This is a genomic window from Priestia taiwanensis (genome assembly GCF_014638355.1).
GTDB lineage: Bacteria > Bacillota > Bacilli > Bacillales > Bacillaceae_G > Priestia_D > Priestia_D taiwanensis.
Genome location: NZ_BMFK01000001.1, coordinates 481,443 through 498,379 on the forward strand (window position 1 = coordinate 481,443; position 16,937 = coordinate 498,379).

Consider the following 16,937-nt stretch of genomic DNA (forward strand, 5'->3'; position numbering starts at 1 on the left):
TTCTTAGTTTCTATAGTTGTTTAAGGTTTGGCTATATTTTTGAAAAAGATAGTTAGATTATCTATACAAATGTTAGGAGAGTTGCATCTATTATTATAGAGGGATTTCTTGTATGAATTGAAAGGAGGAATGCGTATGTCTATAGATGGGTTCATGGCTTTTCCTATTTTTCCACCTAGTGTAACAGGAGCAACAGGGGCGACAGGAGCAACAGGAGCGACAGGGGCGACAGGGGTAACAGGAGCGACAGGAGCAACAGGAGCAACAGGAGCGACAGGGGTAACAGGAGCGACAGGAGCAACAGGAGCAACGGGAGCAACAGGAGCAACAGGTATAACAGGTCCAACAGGCCTAACGGGTCCGACAGGCCCAACAGGTTCAACAGGCCCAACAGGTCCAACAGGTATAACAGGTCCAACAGGTCCATTTGGTCCAACGGGTCCAACGGGTCCGACAGGTCCAACGGGTCTGACAGGTCCAACAGGTCCAACAGGCCCGACAGGTCCAACAGGTCCAACAGGTCCAACAGGTCCGACGGGAGGGACAGGGGCGACAGGAATAACAGGAGTAACAGGGGTAACAGGAGTAACAGGGCAAGGAGCAATTATTCCGCTTGCATCAGGATTGCCGCTAATTTTGACGTCTCTTATTGCTGGAACTGCGGACACAGGTGGGATAGTAGGCTTTGGTAACTCTGCATCATCGGTAAGTGTATTAGGTGGGACGATTGATTTAACTGGCGCAGTTGGATTATTGCTTAATATGTCATTCTCTGTACCTCGTGATGGTACAATTACTGCTCTCTCCGCATACTTTAGTACAACAGCAGCGGTACAGCTAGGTATTGGAACAGCAACAGTTACTGCACAGTTGTATCAGTCCACAACACCTAATAATATATTTACCCCGATTGCAGGAGCAAGTGTCGTATTGGCACCTACTTTCTCAGGGTTAATTAATATTGGTGATATTGCAAATGGCATTACGACAGGGTTATCTATCCCAGTAACGACGGAAGATCGCTTGTTGATGGTATTTACTGTGACAACGACAGGACTAACATTTGCGGCGGCTATTGCGGGATATGGTAGTGCAGGAGTAACAATTATTTAAGGGGGAGATTATATAGTAGAGAGACGTAGGCATAATGCTTACGTTTTTTCTACTGAAGTGGTTATCTGTTCAATTTATTTGTGAATGGGGATAAATAGTTGTGCAAAATGCGAAAAATAAAAGATACATATTGATGAAGAAAATGGTATAAAAGACTATCCCCATATAGTGTTGTTGTGCATCTTATGAAGAAACGGAGATTTTATGTTTTAGTTTAATGAGAGAAAGGGAGAATTCATCTTGTATTCTAGTGATGATTTATGTAGGGACTTCCGCGCATTCCCTATTATTCCTCCAGCTATAACAGGAGCAACGGGTCCAACAGGTCCAGCAGGGATTGTAACTTTTAATCCAGCAGATGCTCAGAACTATCAAGTAGGCCAAGTAGTAGTATTTGATGGTCAAACGTATCTAGTAAATACAGCGCCACCGCAAGGGATTCCAGGAATATCATCAGATTATACATTAATTGCACCTGGAGCAACAGGAGACACCGGGGTAACAGGAGTAACAGGAGTAACAGGAGTAACAGGAGTAACGGGTGACACAGGAGCGACGGGAGTAACAGGCCCAACAGGAGACACTGGTGCAACAGGAGTAACAGGCCCAACAGGAGACACTGGTGCAACGGGAGTAACAGGCCCAACGGGTGACACAGGAGTAACAGGCCCAACAGGAGACACTGGTGCAACAGGAGTAACGGGTGACACAGGAGCAACGGGAGTAACAGGCCCAACAGGAGACACTGGTGCAACAGGAGTAACAGGTCCAACGGGTGACACAGGAGCAACAGGGATAACAGGCCCAACGGGAGATACGGGAGCAACAGGAATAACCGGCCCAACGGGAGATACGGGAGTGACAGGAATAACAGGCCCGACAGGGGACACTGGTGCAACAGGAGTAACAGGAGACACGGGTCCTACTGGTCCTCAACAAATTTTGTCCAGTGGAATAGAACTTTTAAGAGCTAGTTCGCAAACGATACCAAATGATGGGTTAGTGCTTTTTACGTCTGCAGAAAATGTTGGGACATCATTTGATTTCACTGCACCCGGGAATATTATTACGATTGAGGAAGTAGGGTTGTACCTTGTTAACTGGGCAGTGAATATAGAAGCTGATAGCTTAGGTAGTGCGTTTGGTTTGTCACAAAATGGAAATCCTTTCTCGGGAGTCGGTAATGATGCAGGGAGTGGGAATACAGCAGGGATGGCGCTTATAAATGTAACAACGGTACCATTTGATGTAGGTCTTGCCAATCGTTCTTTAAGTGATCGAACGATTGTTGTTACGGCTAATGGATCGTCTGCGAATATGACAATCATTAAGTTTGCTGATGGACCTTCTACTTTTTAAAGGATAGAGAAAAAGACGCAATCATTTAGATTGCGTCTTTTCATATTAGACGAATAAGTTAACGCCTGCATGTTCTGCATCGCCTAAGTATGTTGCGACACCACCAAGACCAACCCCGTCAATTAATTCTTCTTGTTTAATTCCCATCACGTCCATACTCATTGTACATGCCATTAGGGTTACACCCGAGTCTAGTGCGTTTTGGATCAATGTCTGGATGTCATCTACATTCTTTTCTTTCATAACGTGTTGAATCATTTTTGATCCTAGACCACCCATGTTCATTTTTGATAACGGTAAGCTAGTTGGACCGCTTGGCATCATCATCGACATCATTTTTTCTAGTGGTGCTTTTTCAACCTTTGGTGCACCTTGTTTCTTTAAGATGTTTAAGCCCCAGAATGTGAAGAACATCGTTACTTTTTTGCCCATTGCGGCTGCACCTGTTGCGATAATAAATGATGCGATTGCTTTATCTAACTCGCCACTAAATACAACAAGTGTTGCACCGTCTTTGTCTGTTGTCATAGGTACTACTGGTGTTTCTGCTCCTTTTTGAAGAGTAACAGAAATAGCGTTTCCATCTGTTGTTGATGATAGAAGAGTATTACCTGTTTTGTTACACCATGCTGCGATGTCGCTCGTGAATCCTACGTCAGAAGCTTTTACATGTAATGTTTCGCCGTCTGTTAATTTCGCCATTGTTTGACTTACTTGTAAGATTGGACCGGGGCATTGAAGGCCACATGTATCTAAAGTAATGTTTGCTTCTTTTGTCATCTTTGTTTCTTCCTTCGTTGTTGTTGTTGGTGGAGTAGGTGTCCCTACTGTATAATGTCCGTATTTATATGTCTTGTAGCCACCGTCTACATTGATTGCTTTGTATCCATGTTGTGTTAAAATGCGGCTTGCTAAATAGCCACGTAAACCAACTTGACATGATACATAAATGGCTTTGTCTTTCGGTAATTCTGTTAAACGTTCACGAATTGCACCAAGTGGAATGTTAAGTGTGCCAGAGATGTATCCTGCTTCTCGTTCGATTGGTTCGCGTACGTCAACAACAATACCACCGTTTGCGATGATTTCGTCAATCTCGTGCCATTGAACAGTTTCGACCATTTCGTCCATGATGTTTCCTGCTACGTATCCAGCCATGTTCACTGGATCTTTCGCTGAAGAGTAGGGTGGTGCGTATGCTAATTCAAGGTCTTGTAAGTCATGAACAGTTAAGTTACCTTTCATTGCTGTTGCAATAACATCAATACGCTTGTCAACACCGGTTTTTCCGACTGCTTGTGCACCTAGTATTCTACCAGTCTGCTCATCGAATAATAGTTTCAGAGCAATTGGTGCACCGCCTGGATAATAACCAGCGTGTGATACCGGGTGAATATGAATTGCACGGTATGGAATGTTCAAGCGTTGTAATGTTTTTTCGTTGTTGCCAGTTGACGCAACAGTTAGGTCGAATACTTTTGCGATAGCTGTTCCCATTGTGCCGTTGTATGTTGCTTGAAGACCGTTAATGTGGTCAGCAACTAGTCGTCCTTGGCGGTTTGCTGGCCATGCGAGTGGGATCATTGTTGGTGTACCATTTACATAGTCGGTTACTTGGATAGCGTCTCCAATTGCGTAAATGTCTTCATCTTCTGTTTGTAAATGCTCATTTACAACGATTGTACCACGTACGCCAAGGGCTAAGTCTGCGTCTTTTGCTAGTGTGTTCTCTGGTGTTACACCAATTGATAGAATAATCATGTCTGTATCTACGTGTGCGCCGCTCGTTACGTTCACTTTTGTTCCATTCGCTTCAAATGATTGAACGCCGTCACCTAAATGAAGAGTAACACCTTTTTGTACTAAATGTTCATGAACCATCGCCGCCATCTCACTATCAAGTGGGGCCATAACTTGGTTGCTTGCTTCAATTAATGATACGTCAATCCCTAAGTCTACTAAGTTCTCTGCCATTTCTAGACCGATGAAGCCACCACCAATGACAACTGCTTTCTTAATATTGTTGGTATCAACGTGACTCTTAATTTTGTCTGTGTCAGGAATGTTACGCAGTGTGAATAAGTTGTTTGCGTCTTCGATTCCAGGGATAGCAGGTTTGATTGGCTTTGCGCCTGGAGAAAGAATTAACTTATCATAGCTTTCTTCGTATTCATTGTTTGTGCGTAAGTCTTTTATGACTACTTTTTTGTTCGCGCGGTCGATACGGATTACTTCGCTCAAGTTGCGAATGTCCATGTTGAATTTCTTGCTCATGCCTTCAACGGATTGTAGTAATAATTTGTCGCGTTGTGGGATTGTGCCACCGATATAGTATGGAAGTCCACAGTTTGCGAACGAAATATATTCACCTTTTTCAAAAAGTACAATTTCAGCCTGTTCATTTAAGCGGCGTAGACGTGCAGCTGCAGTTGCTCCACCAGCAACGCCACCGACAATTACGATTTTTTGATTCATTGTGCATCCCTCGTTTATCATTTATTAATCTTTATATTCAAATATTACGATATAGTTGGCGAAAAAGCAAATATTTTTTGCTTAATCTTTAAAGAGTGTATCGACAAGTGCAATAACTTGTTTGTTCTCCACACTGTAGAACATCTCTAAGCCGTTTCGTTTACTTGTTACAACATTCGCTTGTTTTAATTTTGCTAAATGTTGCGAAATCGTTGATTGTGGCATATTTAAGCATGTATGCATCATTGATACGTTACATGTTCCTTTTTCGATGAGGCCTTTGACGATACATAGGCGAACAGGATGGGCTAATGTCTTGAGTAAATCTGCATATCGTTCTAATTGTTTTTCATCGTATCCGAAGTCAATCATTTGTTTCGTCTCCTTTTCGATATTCTTGTACCAATACAATATCATAACGTTTCATAGAAAGAAATATATATGTGTGCAATTTGTTTCATTGTTTGTTGTAAAAAGAAGTGATACAGTAGGAGAAGATTATGTAGTAGAGGTGGAAGCAATGAAAAAGATACCAGTAACGATTTTGACAGGATTCCTTGGTAGTGGGAAGACGACGTTATTAAATCATATTTTGACAGCGAAGCATGGGAAGAAAATTGCGGTTATTGTCAATGAAATTGGGAAAGTTGGCATCGATAATCAACTTGTCATGAATACAGATGAAGAAGTAATGGAAATGACGAATGGCTGTATTTGTTGTAGTGTCCGTGGCGATTTATTAGTAGCGCTGAAAAAGTTACTACAAGCAGAGAAAGAGTTCGAGGCAGTTGTGATTGAGACGACAGGCTTAGCGAGTCCGGGACCGATTATCGGTACGTTCTTCTTAGATCCAGTTGTACAAGAGGCGTATAACATTGATGGTGTTATAACGGTTGTTGATAGTTATCATATTAAGAAACACCTGGAGAAAGGTATTGAAGCAGGCGAGCAGATTGCGTTTGCCGATCGCATCTTAATGAATAAAGTGGATTTAATAGAAGGAGAGGAAGCAGGAGAGATAGAAACACTTCTTCATTCGTTAAATCCAACAGCAACAGTTATTCGTTCGAAAAATACAGAAGTAGATGTCGAAGATTTATTGCATATTGGTACTTTCTCGATGAAAGACAAGTTGGAATTACATAACGTAGAACACGATGGGGGTCACTTGAAAGACATTACATCGTTCGTTATTCGTGAAGAGCGTCCACTTAATATGCAACAAGTGAATGAGTGGATGACAGCGGTTGTAGAGATGTTAGGAGAGAACTTATACCGCTACAAAGGTATTCTTTCGGTTAAAGGAACGGATAAGCGAGTTGTTTTCCAAGGTGTACATAGCTTGTTTGCTGGCAAGATAGACAGAGAGTGGCGCGAAGGGGAAGAGAGAGTAAGTGAGCTTGTCTTCATTGGAAAAGACTTAAATAAAGCATGGTTTGAAGAACATATTCGTGATTGTGTAGCGAAGTAGGATAAGAATAAAGTAAGTTTGAATTATTGCTTAGAGGTTTTTTCTTTAGGAGCGAAGGCGATAAAATAAACAGTTAAAAGACAGGCCAATTAGCAATGTATAGGTCTGTCTTTTTGTTATTAAAAATTAGATTGTTGATAATTTTACGGACGTATTATAACTTTTGTTTTTTATATAAAAATTAACCTCAGCCCAGAAATCGAGAATTTACGAGTAAAGTTTTTAAAACAAATGATATACTCTATTTAAGATAAAATAATGGGTGGTGTTAGTCTTGATTAAGATGGTCAAAGTGGTTGATGATATGGTTTTGTATTGGGAAGTTTGGCAAGATGGTAAGACATTAGTAATTCATCACGGTACTGTTGGAGATATTGGTGAGACTGAGGAAAAGAAACTATTACTATTTCAAAAGGCAGAAAAGTTAATGGGCGAATTAGTAGAAGAAAAAGCTAATGATGGCTACAATTCTTTAGCTGAAGATGAACTACTGGAGCTTGTTGTTCAATATAGTTATGGGGAACATCAGATGGAAGTGACTCTTGAAAAGAGACATCACGTTGAGGATTTAATGAATGAATGTTTAGGTTGGACAGGGAATGGTTTTTGTGATGGTGGTGATATAGGTAGTGGTACAGCTAATATTGTTAACTACGTTATAGATGTTAAGAAGGCAACACAAACAATCCTAGAAGAACTAAAGAATAACAATTTACTTGAAGGAGTAAGCATAGGTTATTTAAATCCTGAAGACGATGAATATACTGCTTTGTATCCAGTAGGAGCTGAATTTTTCCTAATGTAAAAGAGCATGGAAATATTCCATGCTCTTTTTGTATTAAATTCATTTATTATTTCTCAAGCTCTCTTTTTCTTTTCATCGATTGGAAGCGTCCGTACGTTCCGCTTCTCCATACCCATTCTAGCGGGCCAAACTGATAACGAGCAAGCCACCATTTACTTATAAATATTTGCGTAATGTATACCGCAAGTACGATGAAGACTTGAGTGAGAAGCGAAATGTCCGCTGTTTGTTGAACGAAAAGAGAAAGTACAACTGTGCCGATTAGTGTGTGTGTAATGTAGTTAGAAAGCGCCATTTGTCCTACGTATCCAAGATGGTTCAACCATTTTGCTTTCGCTAACATGAGCGTTGTGATATAGAACATTGCTAGCGGTTTTCCACTTAAAATAACCCACAGATAATGTTCTTTCGTTGAATATGTTTCATTTTGAATAAATCCAATGACGATTGGGATACATAGTAACAGTCCGACAATAAGGGAGCCTATTTGCCATTTACGCAAACTGTTTCGGTATTCCTCTATTTTGTAGAAGAATCCTTTCTTCCCAACATATAATCCGAATAAAAAGAGGGATAATATTTCTGGACTCATTAATAATTGAGCAAGCAATTTTAGGCTAAAGAAATCGCTTGCTCTTGTTTGTACATGAGTAGCCCATTCGTAAAAATAATTAGGTGGTGAAGTTAGTGTCACCTTTCTTATGCCCTCAGTGAGTAAGTAAAGAACGGCTGTATGAGCGATAATGAAGAGAGAAATAGCCCATATTAAGATTGTCTTTGCCTTACACCGATAAAAGAAAAGCAGAAATACCCCAAGCAAAGCGTACGTATGTAAAATATCACCGAACCAGAAAAATACATAATGAGTGACTCCGAAGAGAAATAGTAGAATTAGGCGCTTTCCAAATAGCCACTTGTAGCCAAGTCCTTTTTCTTTTGCACGACTAATGAAAATATAAAAACCGAAACCGAATAGAAAGGAAAAAATCGTGTAAAACTTTGTTTGGATGAATAGATCATGGAATAGGTTAACGTACTTATCTATTCCAACAAATGAAGAGGGGTGCATGAAGGAGTTTCCTGCCATTGTAGGGATATTAACAAGAAATATTCCTAGTATCGCAAAGCCACGAATAATATCCAACTTCTGTATACGTTCACGTTGTAAAATAGGCTGATTCATCATCTTCCTCCTATATGAGTGAATTGTCACAATATTATTCATATGAAAAGGAGAGCATTTAGATTCCTAGTGAAAGGTGTAAGGCGTAATTGGAGTAGAAAAAAACCGCTATTACTTTCGCCAATAAAGGCAGGGTAATAGCGGTTTTTATTCGTATTACTGTTTGCGATGCAATTTAAATCGCTTCTTAGTTGGATTGCCGTTCTCATCGACATATTTACGCTTCTTCCATACGAACTGGAATAGTAAGTATACAACGTATAATGGAATTGCTATGTACAAGAAGAATGGCCAATCTGCTTTTTTCGTTTGCCATACAACGATAATGGCACTCAGTAAGAAAATTGTAACGATTGTACCGTACTTTGGCATTGGGATGTCTTTTCCGCTTGGAATTTTGATTGTACTAACCATTAAGTAACATAATGCAAAGAATACAACCATTGTTACTGCGTTAGGAATCCAATGCGTAAATAACGTCATTAATGCAACGATACCACCAGCGGCAGTAATCGGCACTCCTGTGAAGTGTTTCATCGACGTAGAAGCAGGAGTTATATTAAAGCGTGCTAGGCGATACGCGCCAAATAGTGGGAATAGTCCAACGATGAATAATCCAGTATAACCAGTACCACTAAAAACAGTACTATATACTAAGAATGAAGGAGCCACACCAAATGTTACAACGTCTGCTAAGGAGTCTAATTGCATTCCTAGTGGAGATTGTACGTTCAGCATTCGAGCTACTCGACCATCCAAACTATCAAGCATCATACCGATTAAAATAAGGATTGCTGCATTTCTTGTTTCTCCGGCGGCTACGTAACCGATAGATAAAAATCCGCAATACAAGTTTCCTAATGTGAATAAATTAGGGATCATACTTCTAATCAAACTATCACTTCCTACTTAAAATTAATTACATAAATACACTTTCTTGTATAAAAGAAATGTATAATATATCCTCTTTACCATTTTGAAGGAAGCTAAAGGATATTGCAATAATATTTTGCAACATAGTGATGTTTTTTATCAATGATTTTGCTGCGTAACATACAAATGAAAGGTTACACCTAAAATGGTAACGCTTTCTTTCCTGGGGGAGTTGGAAGTCGGGGAAGTTGTTGTTTCATGTGTATTTATAGCGAAAGAAAGAGAAGGAAGTATATCGTTGTAAAAAAATATTTTTATATTTTTCAGAAAATTATTGATATTTTGATAATATTGCGTAAAATATAGCTTGTAGATGTATTATCGTATACATGCATTCATCTACGACTACATACTAAATAGAGGGGGTTCTATACAATGAAGAAAAAATGGTCCATTCTTACAGCACTCGTTTTCATGTTAAGTGTATTTTTAGTAGCGTGTGGAAGCACAGGGGAAAAAGAAGAATCTAATGGTAAAGGTAAAGGTGATGGCAAGTTAGCAGCGAAGCAAGTATTGAAAACAATCGAAACATCTAACTTACCATCACTTGACCCAGCGATAGCAACAGACGCTGTTTCATTCCTTGCATTAAATAACGTAATGGAAGGATTATATCGTCTTGGTGAAGGGGATAAATTAGTTCCTGGGGTAGCAGAAAAACATGATGTAAGCCCAGATGGAAAAAAATACACATTCATGCTACGTAAAGATGCAAAATGGTCAAATGGTAAGCCAGTTATTGCAAAAGATTTCGAATTTGCATGGAAACGTGCAATTGACCCGGCAACAAAGTCTAAATATGCGTACATCATGGGAGATATTAAAAACGCAAATAAAATCATGGCAAAAGAAGCGCAACCTTCTGAACTGGGTGTAAAAGCAGTAAATGATACAACACTTGAAGTAGAATTAGAAACAGCAATTCCTTACTTTGACAAATTAACAACGTTTGGTACATTTATGCCGCTAAATGAAGAGTTTGTGAAAGCACAAGGAAACAAATATGCATTAGAAGCAACAACAGCTTTATACAATGGTCCTTTCGTATTAACTGATTGGGTACAAGAAAAAGGTTGGACATACAAGAAGAACGATCAATATTGGGATAAAGCAACGGTGAAGCTTGAAGAAATTCAAACAAACGTTGTAAAAGAAATTCAAACACGTGTGAACATGTATAACACAAATGAAGCAGATTTCTCTGTTATTAGTGGAGACGTAGTAAAATCATTTAAAGATAAGCCAGATTTAGGAGCGAGAGAAGAAGCAACTACATTCTTCTTACGTATGAACCAGAAGAAAGAAGCGTTAGCGAATAAGAATGTTCGTAAAGCAATCGCATTAGCATTCGATAAGAAGAGCTATGCAGAAGAATTATTAGGTGATGGTTCTAAACCAATTGATGCATTAGTACCAGGAAACTGGGCGAAAGGTCCAGATACTAAAACTGGAAAAGATTTCCGTGAAACGAATGGTAACTTATCTTCATACAACGTTGCTGAAGCACAAAAAGCATGGGAAGCAGCAAAGAAAGAGTTAGGCAAAGATGAAGTAGCGATTGAGCTTCTGTCATCAGATACAGAAGTAGGGAAGAGAACGGCTGAGTATTTACAAGGTCAATTACAAAAGAACTTACCTGGCTTAAAAATTAATGTTAAAATCCAACCATTCAAACAACAGTTAGAATTAGTAGACAAAATGGAATATGATATTAGCTACGGTGGATGGGGTCCTGACTATGAAGATCCAATGACATTCTTAGATATGTTCATAACAGACAATAGCCATAACAGCATGGGCTTCTCAAATGCGAAGTATGATGATCTTATTAAGAAATCGAAAGTTGATTTGTTATCAGATTTACCGAAGCGTTGGGAGTCATTATTAGAAGCGGAAAAAATTCTTGTAGCAGAGGAATATGCAATTGCACCAGTTTACCAACGTGCTCGTGCATACGTATTACGTCCAAATGTGAAGGGATTAGTATCACATAAAATCGGTGGGGACTACAGTTACAAGTGGGTATCTATTGTGGAATAAGAGTAATAAAGAGAGGGAGAGGCGTTATGCTTCTCTCTTTTTTTGTTCTGTTTCATGGACAAAGGTCATACATATGTACGGAAGATGAGACGGAAAAGAGGATGAAGATGCTAACATCGGTTGTTACAGAGTTATTACAATTTTTAATGAGTCTCGGATATATTGGGATTATGATTGGATTAATGGTTGAAATTATTCCAAGTGAACTTGTTCTTGCTTATGCGGGATATTTAATAGCAAAAGGCGAAATTACGTTTGTTGGGGCGTTAATAGCTGGTGTTATTGGGGGAACACTTGCCCAGTTGTTTTTGTACTGGATTGGTTATTACGGCGGAAGACCTTTCGTAATGAAATACGGGAAATATTTGTTCATTCGTCAGAAGCATATAGAGATGGCGGAGTCGTGGTTTAATCGTTATGGAACAGGGATTGTTTTCCTTGCTAGATTTGTCCCGATTGTTCGTCATGTTATTTCCATCCCAGCTGGTTTAGCAAAAATGCGGGTAATTCCGTTTACGTTTTATACGATATTGGCAATGATTCCTTGGTCATTTTGTTTCATTTATATTGGGCGCAGTCTCGGGACTAGTTGGTACAGGATTAAGGCATATGTGACACCATATATGCCGTATGTCATCGTAGTCGTAGTAGTCTTTATTTTTCTATATGTGTATATCCTTATTCAGAGAAAGAAAAGTAAATTTGTCTAAATTGTCACACAATGTTTACAGAAAATTCAATAATACATAGTTTCCATATATTGTTTATAGTTTATACTAATAATAATAAAAGAAAAGCAGGTGATTAGAATGGAATTGAACTATGAGAAAGTAAAGGCCCACACAGAGAATAAGAAGCAGGAACTTTTACGTATGTTAGAGAATGACCAATTATCACCAGAAGCACGCGAAAATGTTGAAGTAGACTTACGGATTACACAATACATGTTAGAGTTGATAGAGATGAATCATTACTCTCGGGGAATTGATGGTTCTGTATCTTAATTTTTTACCAAAGAAAGCGAAAACGTGCCATTATTTGGCGCGTTTTTTTCATGATGTAATCTTTTTGTCATTATTTTTTTGTCAGATTGTAACCTTCTTTTAACCAATTGAGAACGACTATCTTATACAATAAGCATATCATGAAAAAAAGGGTGATGAGCGCGGTGTTAATAACGGAAATTGGGGTCTTTATGTGTTTAGCAATTATTTTCTTTTCTTTTCTTGCATATGTTATCCATCAACTCCGCTCCCCGAGAAAGAAAGCGAAAGAGAGAAGAACGATACGCTTCAAATAAATGCGGGTTACTTTATTGTTTTTCGGTCATACTAATGGCAATGAAATGATAAAAGGTGATGATACATAGTGAAACGTTTATTTGTCATTGTTTGTTTGATTATGTGCGTTTCGTTGATGCCTGGACAAGTGTATGCTGCGAAAGCGTCATATAATGAAGCATTTTTATCAACGTTATTTCCAAAGATGAATACGATGATTGAAAAACGATACGGCATATTGAGACAGTATGATTGTGTGAAAATTCTTTCGTTAACGAAAAAGTATCCGCAGGCGTATGTTTATGAAACGAAGGTAGAGCTCATTACATATACGGGGAACTATGAGCCGCCGTTTGAACGGTTAACTTTTACGTTAAATAATGAGGAAGGCGATTGGAATGTTGTAAAAATGAACGTCTTAAAATTGCCAAATTCCTTTACCTTTTCATGTAAAAAGCCTTCTTGAAGGCTTTTTTTATATGGAAAAGTTTGTTATGATTAAGTTGTAAGTGAAATTTTCTTTTGCTTTTGGAGAGGTAGAAGAGGAATGGAGGGATTTGCTTGTTGGCAATTTCATTATTTGCAATAGGTATTCTTCTTATTATTGTGGAGATGTTGACTGGTACGTTTGTGCTTTTATGGCTAGGTATCGCAACACTTGCAGCTTCGGCTGTCATCTTTACGACCGAATCAATTTGGTTAGCATTACTTGTCTTTGCAGTAACAGCCATTGGGTTATGGTTAGGTACGAAGAAGTTTGGAAAGAACGTACACAAAGGTCAAGACCTACAAAGTGGCATTTACAGTTACATTGGGAAAGAAGTACTTGTACATTCTGTTGACAAGAAGGATAATACGATTGGAACAATCATGATTCACGGAGAAGAATGGATTGTAAAGAGTTCTCGATCACTTATTGCAAACCAAAAAGTAAGTATTAAAGACATTGAAGGCGCTACCTTAATGGTGGAGGCTATATAGAGATCAAAGGGGGAAATGTAGATGGGAGAGATTCCAGTTACAACAATTATTATTGGTGTTATTGTTTTATTCATTGCTATTATTTTGCTATCAAGTATCCGTATTGTACGTCAGGCAGAGGTCTACCTTGTTGAGCGATTAGGTAAATATCACCGTAAGATGGAAAGTGGCATTCACATTGTGATTCCATTTATTGAACGTGTTGCTAGTAAGAAGTCGCTTCGTGAGACAGTAGTAGACTTCCCACCACAGGCGATGATTACAAAGGATAATGTTAGTATTCAAGTAGATACAGTTGTATTCTTCCAAATTACGGATCCTGTGCGTCATGAGTACGAAATTGCGAATGCATTAGCGGCGATTTCGAACTTAACAGCGACAACATTACGTAATTTAATCGGGGAACTAGATTTAGATGAAACGTTAACGAGCCGTGATACGGTTAACTCGAAGCTTCGTACGGTACTTGACCAAGCAACAGATAAATGGGGCTTAAAAGTAAATCGTGTGGAGATTCGTAATATCATTCCACCACATGACATTCAAAATGCGATGGAGCGTCAAATGCAAGCAGAGCGTCTACGTCGTGAGCAAGTCCTGAATGCACAAGGGGAGAAAGAATCGAAAATCCTTCGTGCAGAAGGGGAAAAGCAATCAAAAGTACTGGAAGCAGAAGGGGAGCGTTTGAGCCAAGTAGAACGTGCTCGTGGGGAGAAAGACTCCCAAATCCTTCGTGCAGAAGGGGAAGCGGAAGCAATCGTGAAATTAGCGGAAGCGAAAGCTTCAGCTGAGAAAGTTGTCTTAGAGACGTGGAAGGACATAGCTCCTACACCAGAAATGGTACAACTTCGCTCAATGGAAGCGATGGAGAAAGTGGCAGAAGGAAAAGCGTCAAAACTCGTTATCCCAACAGATGCAACACGCCTATTAGGAATGGTTGAAAGCGTCAAAGAAGTGTGGCGTGATAGCGAAGGGAAAGAGAAGAAATAAAGAAGAAGCACCTTTTCATGGAGAAAAGGTGTTTTTTTATGGAGTGAATTGGTCAAGAGAAGATACTTTGTACATGGATATTATAATGTTAATTATCATGAAGTGGATATTGAGTGATTTGAAGGTGGTATTAATAATATTAAAATTAATATTTAAATAATTAATTTTTAAGTTAAAAAATATTTATTTTATTGTTTTTAATTTCTTTTTCTTGTTATATAATGAAATCAATAAGAAGGAAAGGATTCCATTATGGCCTATAAAGTAATAACAAATTGTCCTGTTTGTAGTGAAACGTTGAAAATTACAAAGTTACATTGTTCTCATTGTCACACTACAATCGAAAATGAATTTGAGTTATCTAAGTTAGCATCTTTATCAAAGGATCAGCTTCATTTTGTGGAAGTATTTCTAACATGCAGAGGGAATATCAAAGAGGTGGAAAAGGAACTAGGGATTTCGTATCCGACAGTTCGAGGCAAGCTAACAGACATTATTTCATCCCTTGGATATGTACAGAAGAAGAAAAATGAAGTAGATGAGCAAAAAGTTGTCACCATGTTGGAAAATGGCGAAATCACACCAGAAGAAGCCATTAAACTCTTAAAAGACGAATAGGGAGGAATTTACGATGAAAGAGGAAATTACAAGAGTGTTAACAATGGTCCAAGAAGGAAAGATTGATGCGGATAAGGGGTCAGAACTGATTCAAGTATTGCAGGCGAAAGAAGAAACAAATAAGCTTTCTGAAAAAACGGCTACCTATTTAAACAAAACATTAAAACTCCGTGTTGTTTCATCTCAAGATGATAACGTCACTGTGAATTTGCCAATCAAACTTGTTAAGACGTTACTAGTGGCCGGGCATAGCATCGCAGCGAGTCTTCCACAGTCGGAAAAATACGTGAAAGATCTAGATATAGCTCTTATTATGGAAGCGATTGAAAACGAATTAGATGGTCAAATTGTTGATATTAAATCGGCAGACGGCGATACCGTTTCCATCATCATTGAGTAGTTATTCATGATGCATATAAAAGTGAAAGCAAAAAATGTGCGCTTCACCATTCCAGTTCCATATGCGATGTTAAATATTGCAATCTCCATTTTTCATTCGAAATTAGTTCAGCAAAATGTAAGCAAAAAAACGGACTTTCCTTTTCAGCAACTAGATAAAAAAATGCTAAAGTCTATCGTCAAGGATTTGAAAAATTATAAGGGACTTGTACTAGTAGATGTCAAAGCTAAGGACGGGACGGAAGTTAAGGTTAGACTATAATACACCGGGAAAAGCCTCATTTCTCGTTTTATACAATCGAGAAATGGGGCTTTGTTTATTTTACTACTAGTGGAAAGTCTGATAACATCTCCACCATGTCGAAAAGACATCCCTATTTCTATTCATATTCCTATAGGCTTGTCACATATATTTAGACTAGCTGTCATTTATTATGGAGTAGGTGGGGGAAGTGGGCTTGGAGTATGTAACGGAGCGGGTATTGTTTATTTCGTTGTTCATTATGATTATTCATTGTATTGATACATCTGCATATGCGACAAGGTTATCGGGGGCGCGAGTTGGGTACTTGGCGTCGGCTTTTTCGTTATTTAATGTGATGGTCATTGTGTCACGTATGTCGAATATGATCCAGCAACCGTTGACAGGAAGCTTAGTGGATATTGCGGGTGACTTATCGTATATTGATGCGCTCGTATGGGTGGAGCATCAATATCGTTTTATTATTGCGGCGTGTACAGTTGGGACAGTACTTGGTATTCTGTTCTTTCCGACGTTTATTTCGTTATTCTCACGGGCGCTGTTTCACTTGTCGATTGAGAGGGGTTCAATTGTTCGCTTGATACGAAAGTGTCTAACCCCTTCGTATATATTACGTGCATGCAAGCATATTACGGTTCCGAGATTTTCGTATTTAAAAGGTGTGAAGTTTAAGCATATTTCGTTCTCATTATTAATTACAAATACGCTCATTACGGCGATTTATACAGTTGGTGTGTTATCTTCGTTGTTTGCGGCACTTCTGATCCCGCAACATGCATCTACGGCAATTATGGCATCTGGATTAATTAACGGCGTAGCGACAATTCTTATTTTCGTTCTTGTTGATCCGAAGGTGGCAATATTGGCTGATGAAGTATCAAATCGAAAGGGAAGTTATGCGCAGTTGAAGGCGGTTACATTAACGATGATTGTATCGCGTCTGTTAGGGACAATCCTTGCTCAAATTATTTTTGTGCCAGCAGCTTATTATGTTGCATGGTTTACGAAATTTTTGTTATAAAATGTAA

The 16,937-nt window shown here is 38.8% G+C and carries 18 protein-coding genes; 14 read left to right on the forward strand and 4 right to left on the reverse strand.

Going from position 1 to position 16,937, the window contains the following annotated elements:
- Positions 1–135 precede the first annotated feature (135 nt).
- Together IEV41_RS20385 and IEV41_RS20235 are read left to right on the forward strand one after the other, a co-directional pair.
- On the forward strand, positions 136–1,113 hold the full coding sequence (locus IEV41_RS20385) for an exosporium glycoprotein BclB-related protein (protein WP_275583691.1): 978 nt from the start codon (positions 136–138) through the stop codon (positions 1,111–1,113).
- 240 nt (positions 1,114–1,353) lie between these two features.
- A complete protein-coding gene (locus tag IEV41_RS20235) occupies positions 1,354–2,472 on the forward strand; it encodes a collagen-like domain-containing protein (RefSeq protein WP_275583692.1) in 1,119 nt (372 codons plus the stop codon).
- A gap of 45 nt (positions 2,473–2,517) precedes the next feature.
- Here the strand turns inward: IEV41_RS20235 and IEV41_RS02500 are convergent, their stop codons facing one another.
- Both IEV41_RS02500 and IEV41_RS02505 read right to left on the reverse strand, forming a co-directional pair.
- The gene (locus tag IEV41_RS02500; RefSeq protein WP_188386869.1) at positions 2,518–4,947 is read right to left on the reverse strand and encodes a CoA-disulfide reductase; all 2,430 of its coding nucleotides are present in this window, start codon (positions 4,945–4,947) and stop codon (positions 2,518–2,520) included.
- Positions 4,948–5,028: 81 nt separating this feature from the next.
- The gene (locus IEV41_RS02505) at positions 5,029–5,319 is read right to left on the reverse strand and encodes an ArsR/SmtB family transcription factor (RefSeq protein ID WP_188386870.1); all 291 of its coding nucleotides are present in this window, start codon (positions 5,317–5,319) and stop codon (positions 5,029–5,031) included.
- Positions 5,320–5,467: 148 nt separating this feature from the next.
- Between IEV41_RS02505 and IEV41_RS02510 the strand changes: the two genes are divergently transcribed.
- On the forward strand, positions 5,468–6,418 hold the full coding sequence (locus IEV41_RS02510; RefSeq protein WP_188388651.1) for a CobW family GTP-binding protein: 951 nt from the start codon (positions 5,468–5,470) through the stop codon (positions 6,416–6,418).
- A 274-nt stretch (positions 6,419–6,692) separates the two neighbouring features.
- Complete coding sequence (locus tag IEV41_RS02515; protein ID WP_188386871.1) at positions 6,693–7,223, forward strand: hypothetical protein; 531 nt, start codon at positions 6,693–6,695, stop codon at positions 7,221–7,223.
- A 46-nt stretch (positions 7,224–7,269) separates the two neighbouring features.
- Here the strand turns inward: IEV41_RS02515 and IEV41_RS02520 are convergent, their stop codons facing one another.
- The gene (locus tag IEV41_RS02520) at positions 7,270–8,406 is read right to left on the reverse strand and encodes a DUF418 domain-containing protein (RefSeq protein WP_188386872.1); all 1,137 of its coding nucleotides are present in this window, start codon (positions 8,404–8,406) and stop codon (positions 7,270–7,272) included.
- A 156-nt stretch (positions 8,407–8,562) separates the two neighbouring features.
- Positions 8,563–9,300, reverse strand: a complete 738-nt coding sequence (gene pssA / locus IEV41_RS02525) for a CDP-diacylglycerol--serine O-phosphatidyltransferase (protein ID WP_188386873.1) — start codon at positions 9,298–9,300, stop codon at positions 8,563–8,565.
- Between the two features lie 414 nt (positions 9,301–9,714).
- Here pssA and IEV41_RS02530 point away from each other — a divergent pair, with 414 nt between their 5' ends.
- From IEV41_RS02530 to IEV41_RS02575, 10 genes are all read left to right on the forward strand, one after another.
- Positions 9,715–11,379 (forward strand): peptide ABC transporter substrate-binding protein, encoded by a 1,665-nt coding sequence (locus tag IEV41_RS02530; protein WP_188386874.1) that lies wholly within the window; start codon positions 9,715–9,717, stop codon positions 11,377–11,379.
- A 107-nt stretch (positions 11,380–11,486) separates the two neighbouring features.
- Positions 11,487–12,089 carry an undecaprenyl phosphate transporter UptA gene (gene uptA, locus IEV41_RS02535; protein ID WP_188386875.1) on the forward strand — a complete coding sequence of 201 codons (603 nt, stop codon included), beginning with the start codon at positions 11,487–11,489 and terminating at the stop codon, positions 12,087–12,089.
- Between the two features lie 99 nt (positions 12,090–12,188).
- Complete coding sequence (locus tag IEV41_RS02540; protein WP_188386876.1) at positions 12,189–12,383, forward strand: DUF3896 family protein; 195 nt, start codon at positions 12,189–12,191, stop codon at positions 12,381–12,383.
- A gap of 364 nt (positions 12,384–12,747) precedes the next feature.
- On the forward strand, positions 12,748–13,125 hold the full coding sequence (locus IEV41_RS02545) for a DUF3888 domain-containing protein (RefSeq protein WP_188386877.1): 378 nt from the start codon (positions 12,748–12,750) through the stop codon (positions 13,123–13,125).
- Positions 13,126–13,223: 98 nt separating this feature from the next.
- Positions 13,224–13,640 carry an NfeD family protein gene (locus IEV41_RS02550; protein ID WP_188386878.1) on the forward strand — a complete coding sequence of 139 codons (417 nt, stop codon included), beginning with the start codon at positions 13,224–13,226 and terminating at the stop codon, positions 13,638–13,640.
- 21 nt (positions 13,641–13,661) lie between these two features.
- The gene (locus tag IEV41_RS02555; protein WP_188386879.1) at positions 13,662–14,630 is read left to right on the forward strand and encodes an SPFH domain-containing protein; all 969 of its coding nucleotides are present in this window, start codon (positions 13,662–13,664) and stop codon (positions 14,628–14,630) included.
- 252 nt (positions 14,631–14,882) lie between these two features.
- On the forward strand, positions 14,883–15,248 hold the full coding sequence (locus IEV41_RS02560; RefSeq protein ID WP_188386880.1) for a DUF2089 domain-containing protein: 366 nt from the start codon (positions 14,883–14,885) through the stop codon (positions 15,246–15,248).
- Positions 15,249–15,261: 13 nt separating this feature from the next.
- A complete protein-coding gene (locus IEV41_RS02565) occupies positions 15,262–15,648 on the forward strand; it encodes an SHOCT-like domain-containing protein (RefSeq protein WP_188386881.1) in 387 nt (128 codons plus the stop codon).
- Positions 15,649–15,654: 6 nt separating this feature from the next.
- The gene (locus tag IEV41_RS02570) at positions 15,655–15,909 is read left to right on the forward strand and encodes a hypothetical protein (protein ID WP_188386882.1); all 255 of its coding nucleotides are present in this window, start codon (positions 15,655–15,657) and stop codon (positions 15,907–15,909) included.
- A 196-nt stretch (positions 15,910–16,105) separates the two neighbouring features.
- Complete coding sequence (locus IEV41_RS02575; protein WP_188386883.1) at positions 16,106–16,930, forward strand: lipid II flippase Amj family protein; 825 nt, start codon at positions 16,106–16,108, stop codon at positions 16,928–16,930.
- Positions 16,931–16,937 lie beyond the last annotated feature (7 nt).

What these genes read in the sequence shown, in the direction of transcription:
- IEV41_RS20385 (WP_275583691.1), top strand. Translation starts at nt 136, where the DNA reads ATGTCTATAGATGGGTTCATGGCTTTTCCTATTTTTCCACCTAGTGTA.
- IEV41_RS02500 (WP_188386869.1), bottom strand. Translation starts at nt 4,947, where the DNA reads ATGAATCAAAAAATCGTAATTGTCGGTGGCGTTGCTGGTGGAGCAACT.
- IEV41_RS02505 (WP_188386870.1), bottom strand. Translation starts at nt 5,319, where the DNA reads ATGATTGACTTCGGATACGATGAAAAACAATTAGAACGATATGCAGAT.
- IEV41_RS02510 (WP_188388651.1), top strand. Translation starts at nt 5,468, where the DNA reads ATGAAAAAGATACCAGTAACGATTTTGACAGGATTCCTTGGTAGTGGG.
- IEV41_RS02520 (WP_188386872.1), bottom strand. Translation starts at nt 8,406, where the DNA reads ATGAATCAGCCTATTTTACAACGTGAACGTATACAGAAGTTGGATATT.
- IEV41_RS02530 (WP_188386874.1), top strand. Translation starts at nt 9,715, where the DNA reads ATGAAGAAAAAATGGTCCATTCTTACAGCACTCGTTTTCATGTTAAGT.
- uptA (WP_188386875.1), top strand. Translation starts at nt 11,487, where the DNA reads ATGCTAACATCGGTTGTTACAGAGTTATTACAATTTTTAATGAGTCTC.
- IEV41_RS02540 (WP_188386876.1), top strand. Translation starts at nt 12,189, where the DNA reads ATGGAATTGAACTATGAGAAAGTAAAGGCCCACACAGAGAATAAGAAG.
- IEV41_RS02555 (WP_188386879.1), top strand. Translation starts at nt 13,662, where the DNA reads ATGGGAGAGATTCCAGTTACAACAATTATTATTGGTGTTATTGTTTTA.
- IEV41_RS02560 (WP_188386880.1), top strand. Translation starts at nt 14,883, where the DNA reads ATGGCCTATAAAGTAATAACAAATTGTCCTGTTTGTAGTGAAACGTTG.
- IEV41_RS02565 (WP_188386881.1), top strand. Translation starts at nt 15,262, where the DNA reads ATGAAAGAGGAAATTACAAGAGTGTTAACAATGGTCCAAGAAGGAAAG.
- IEV41_RS02570 (WP_188386882.1), top strand. Translation starts at nt 15,655, where the DNA reads ATGATGCATATAAAAGTGAAAGCAAAAAATGTGCGCTTCACCATTCCA.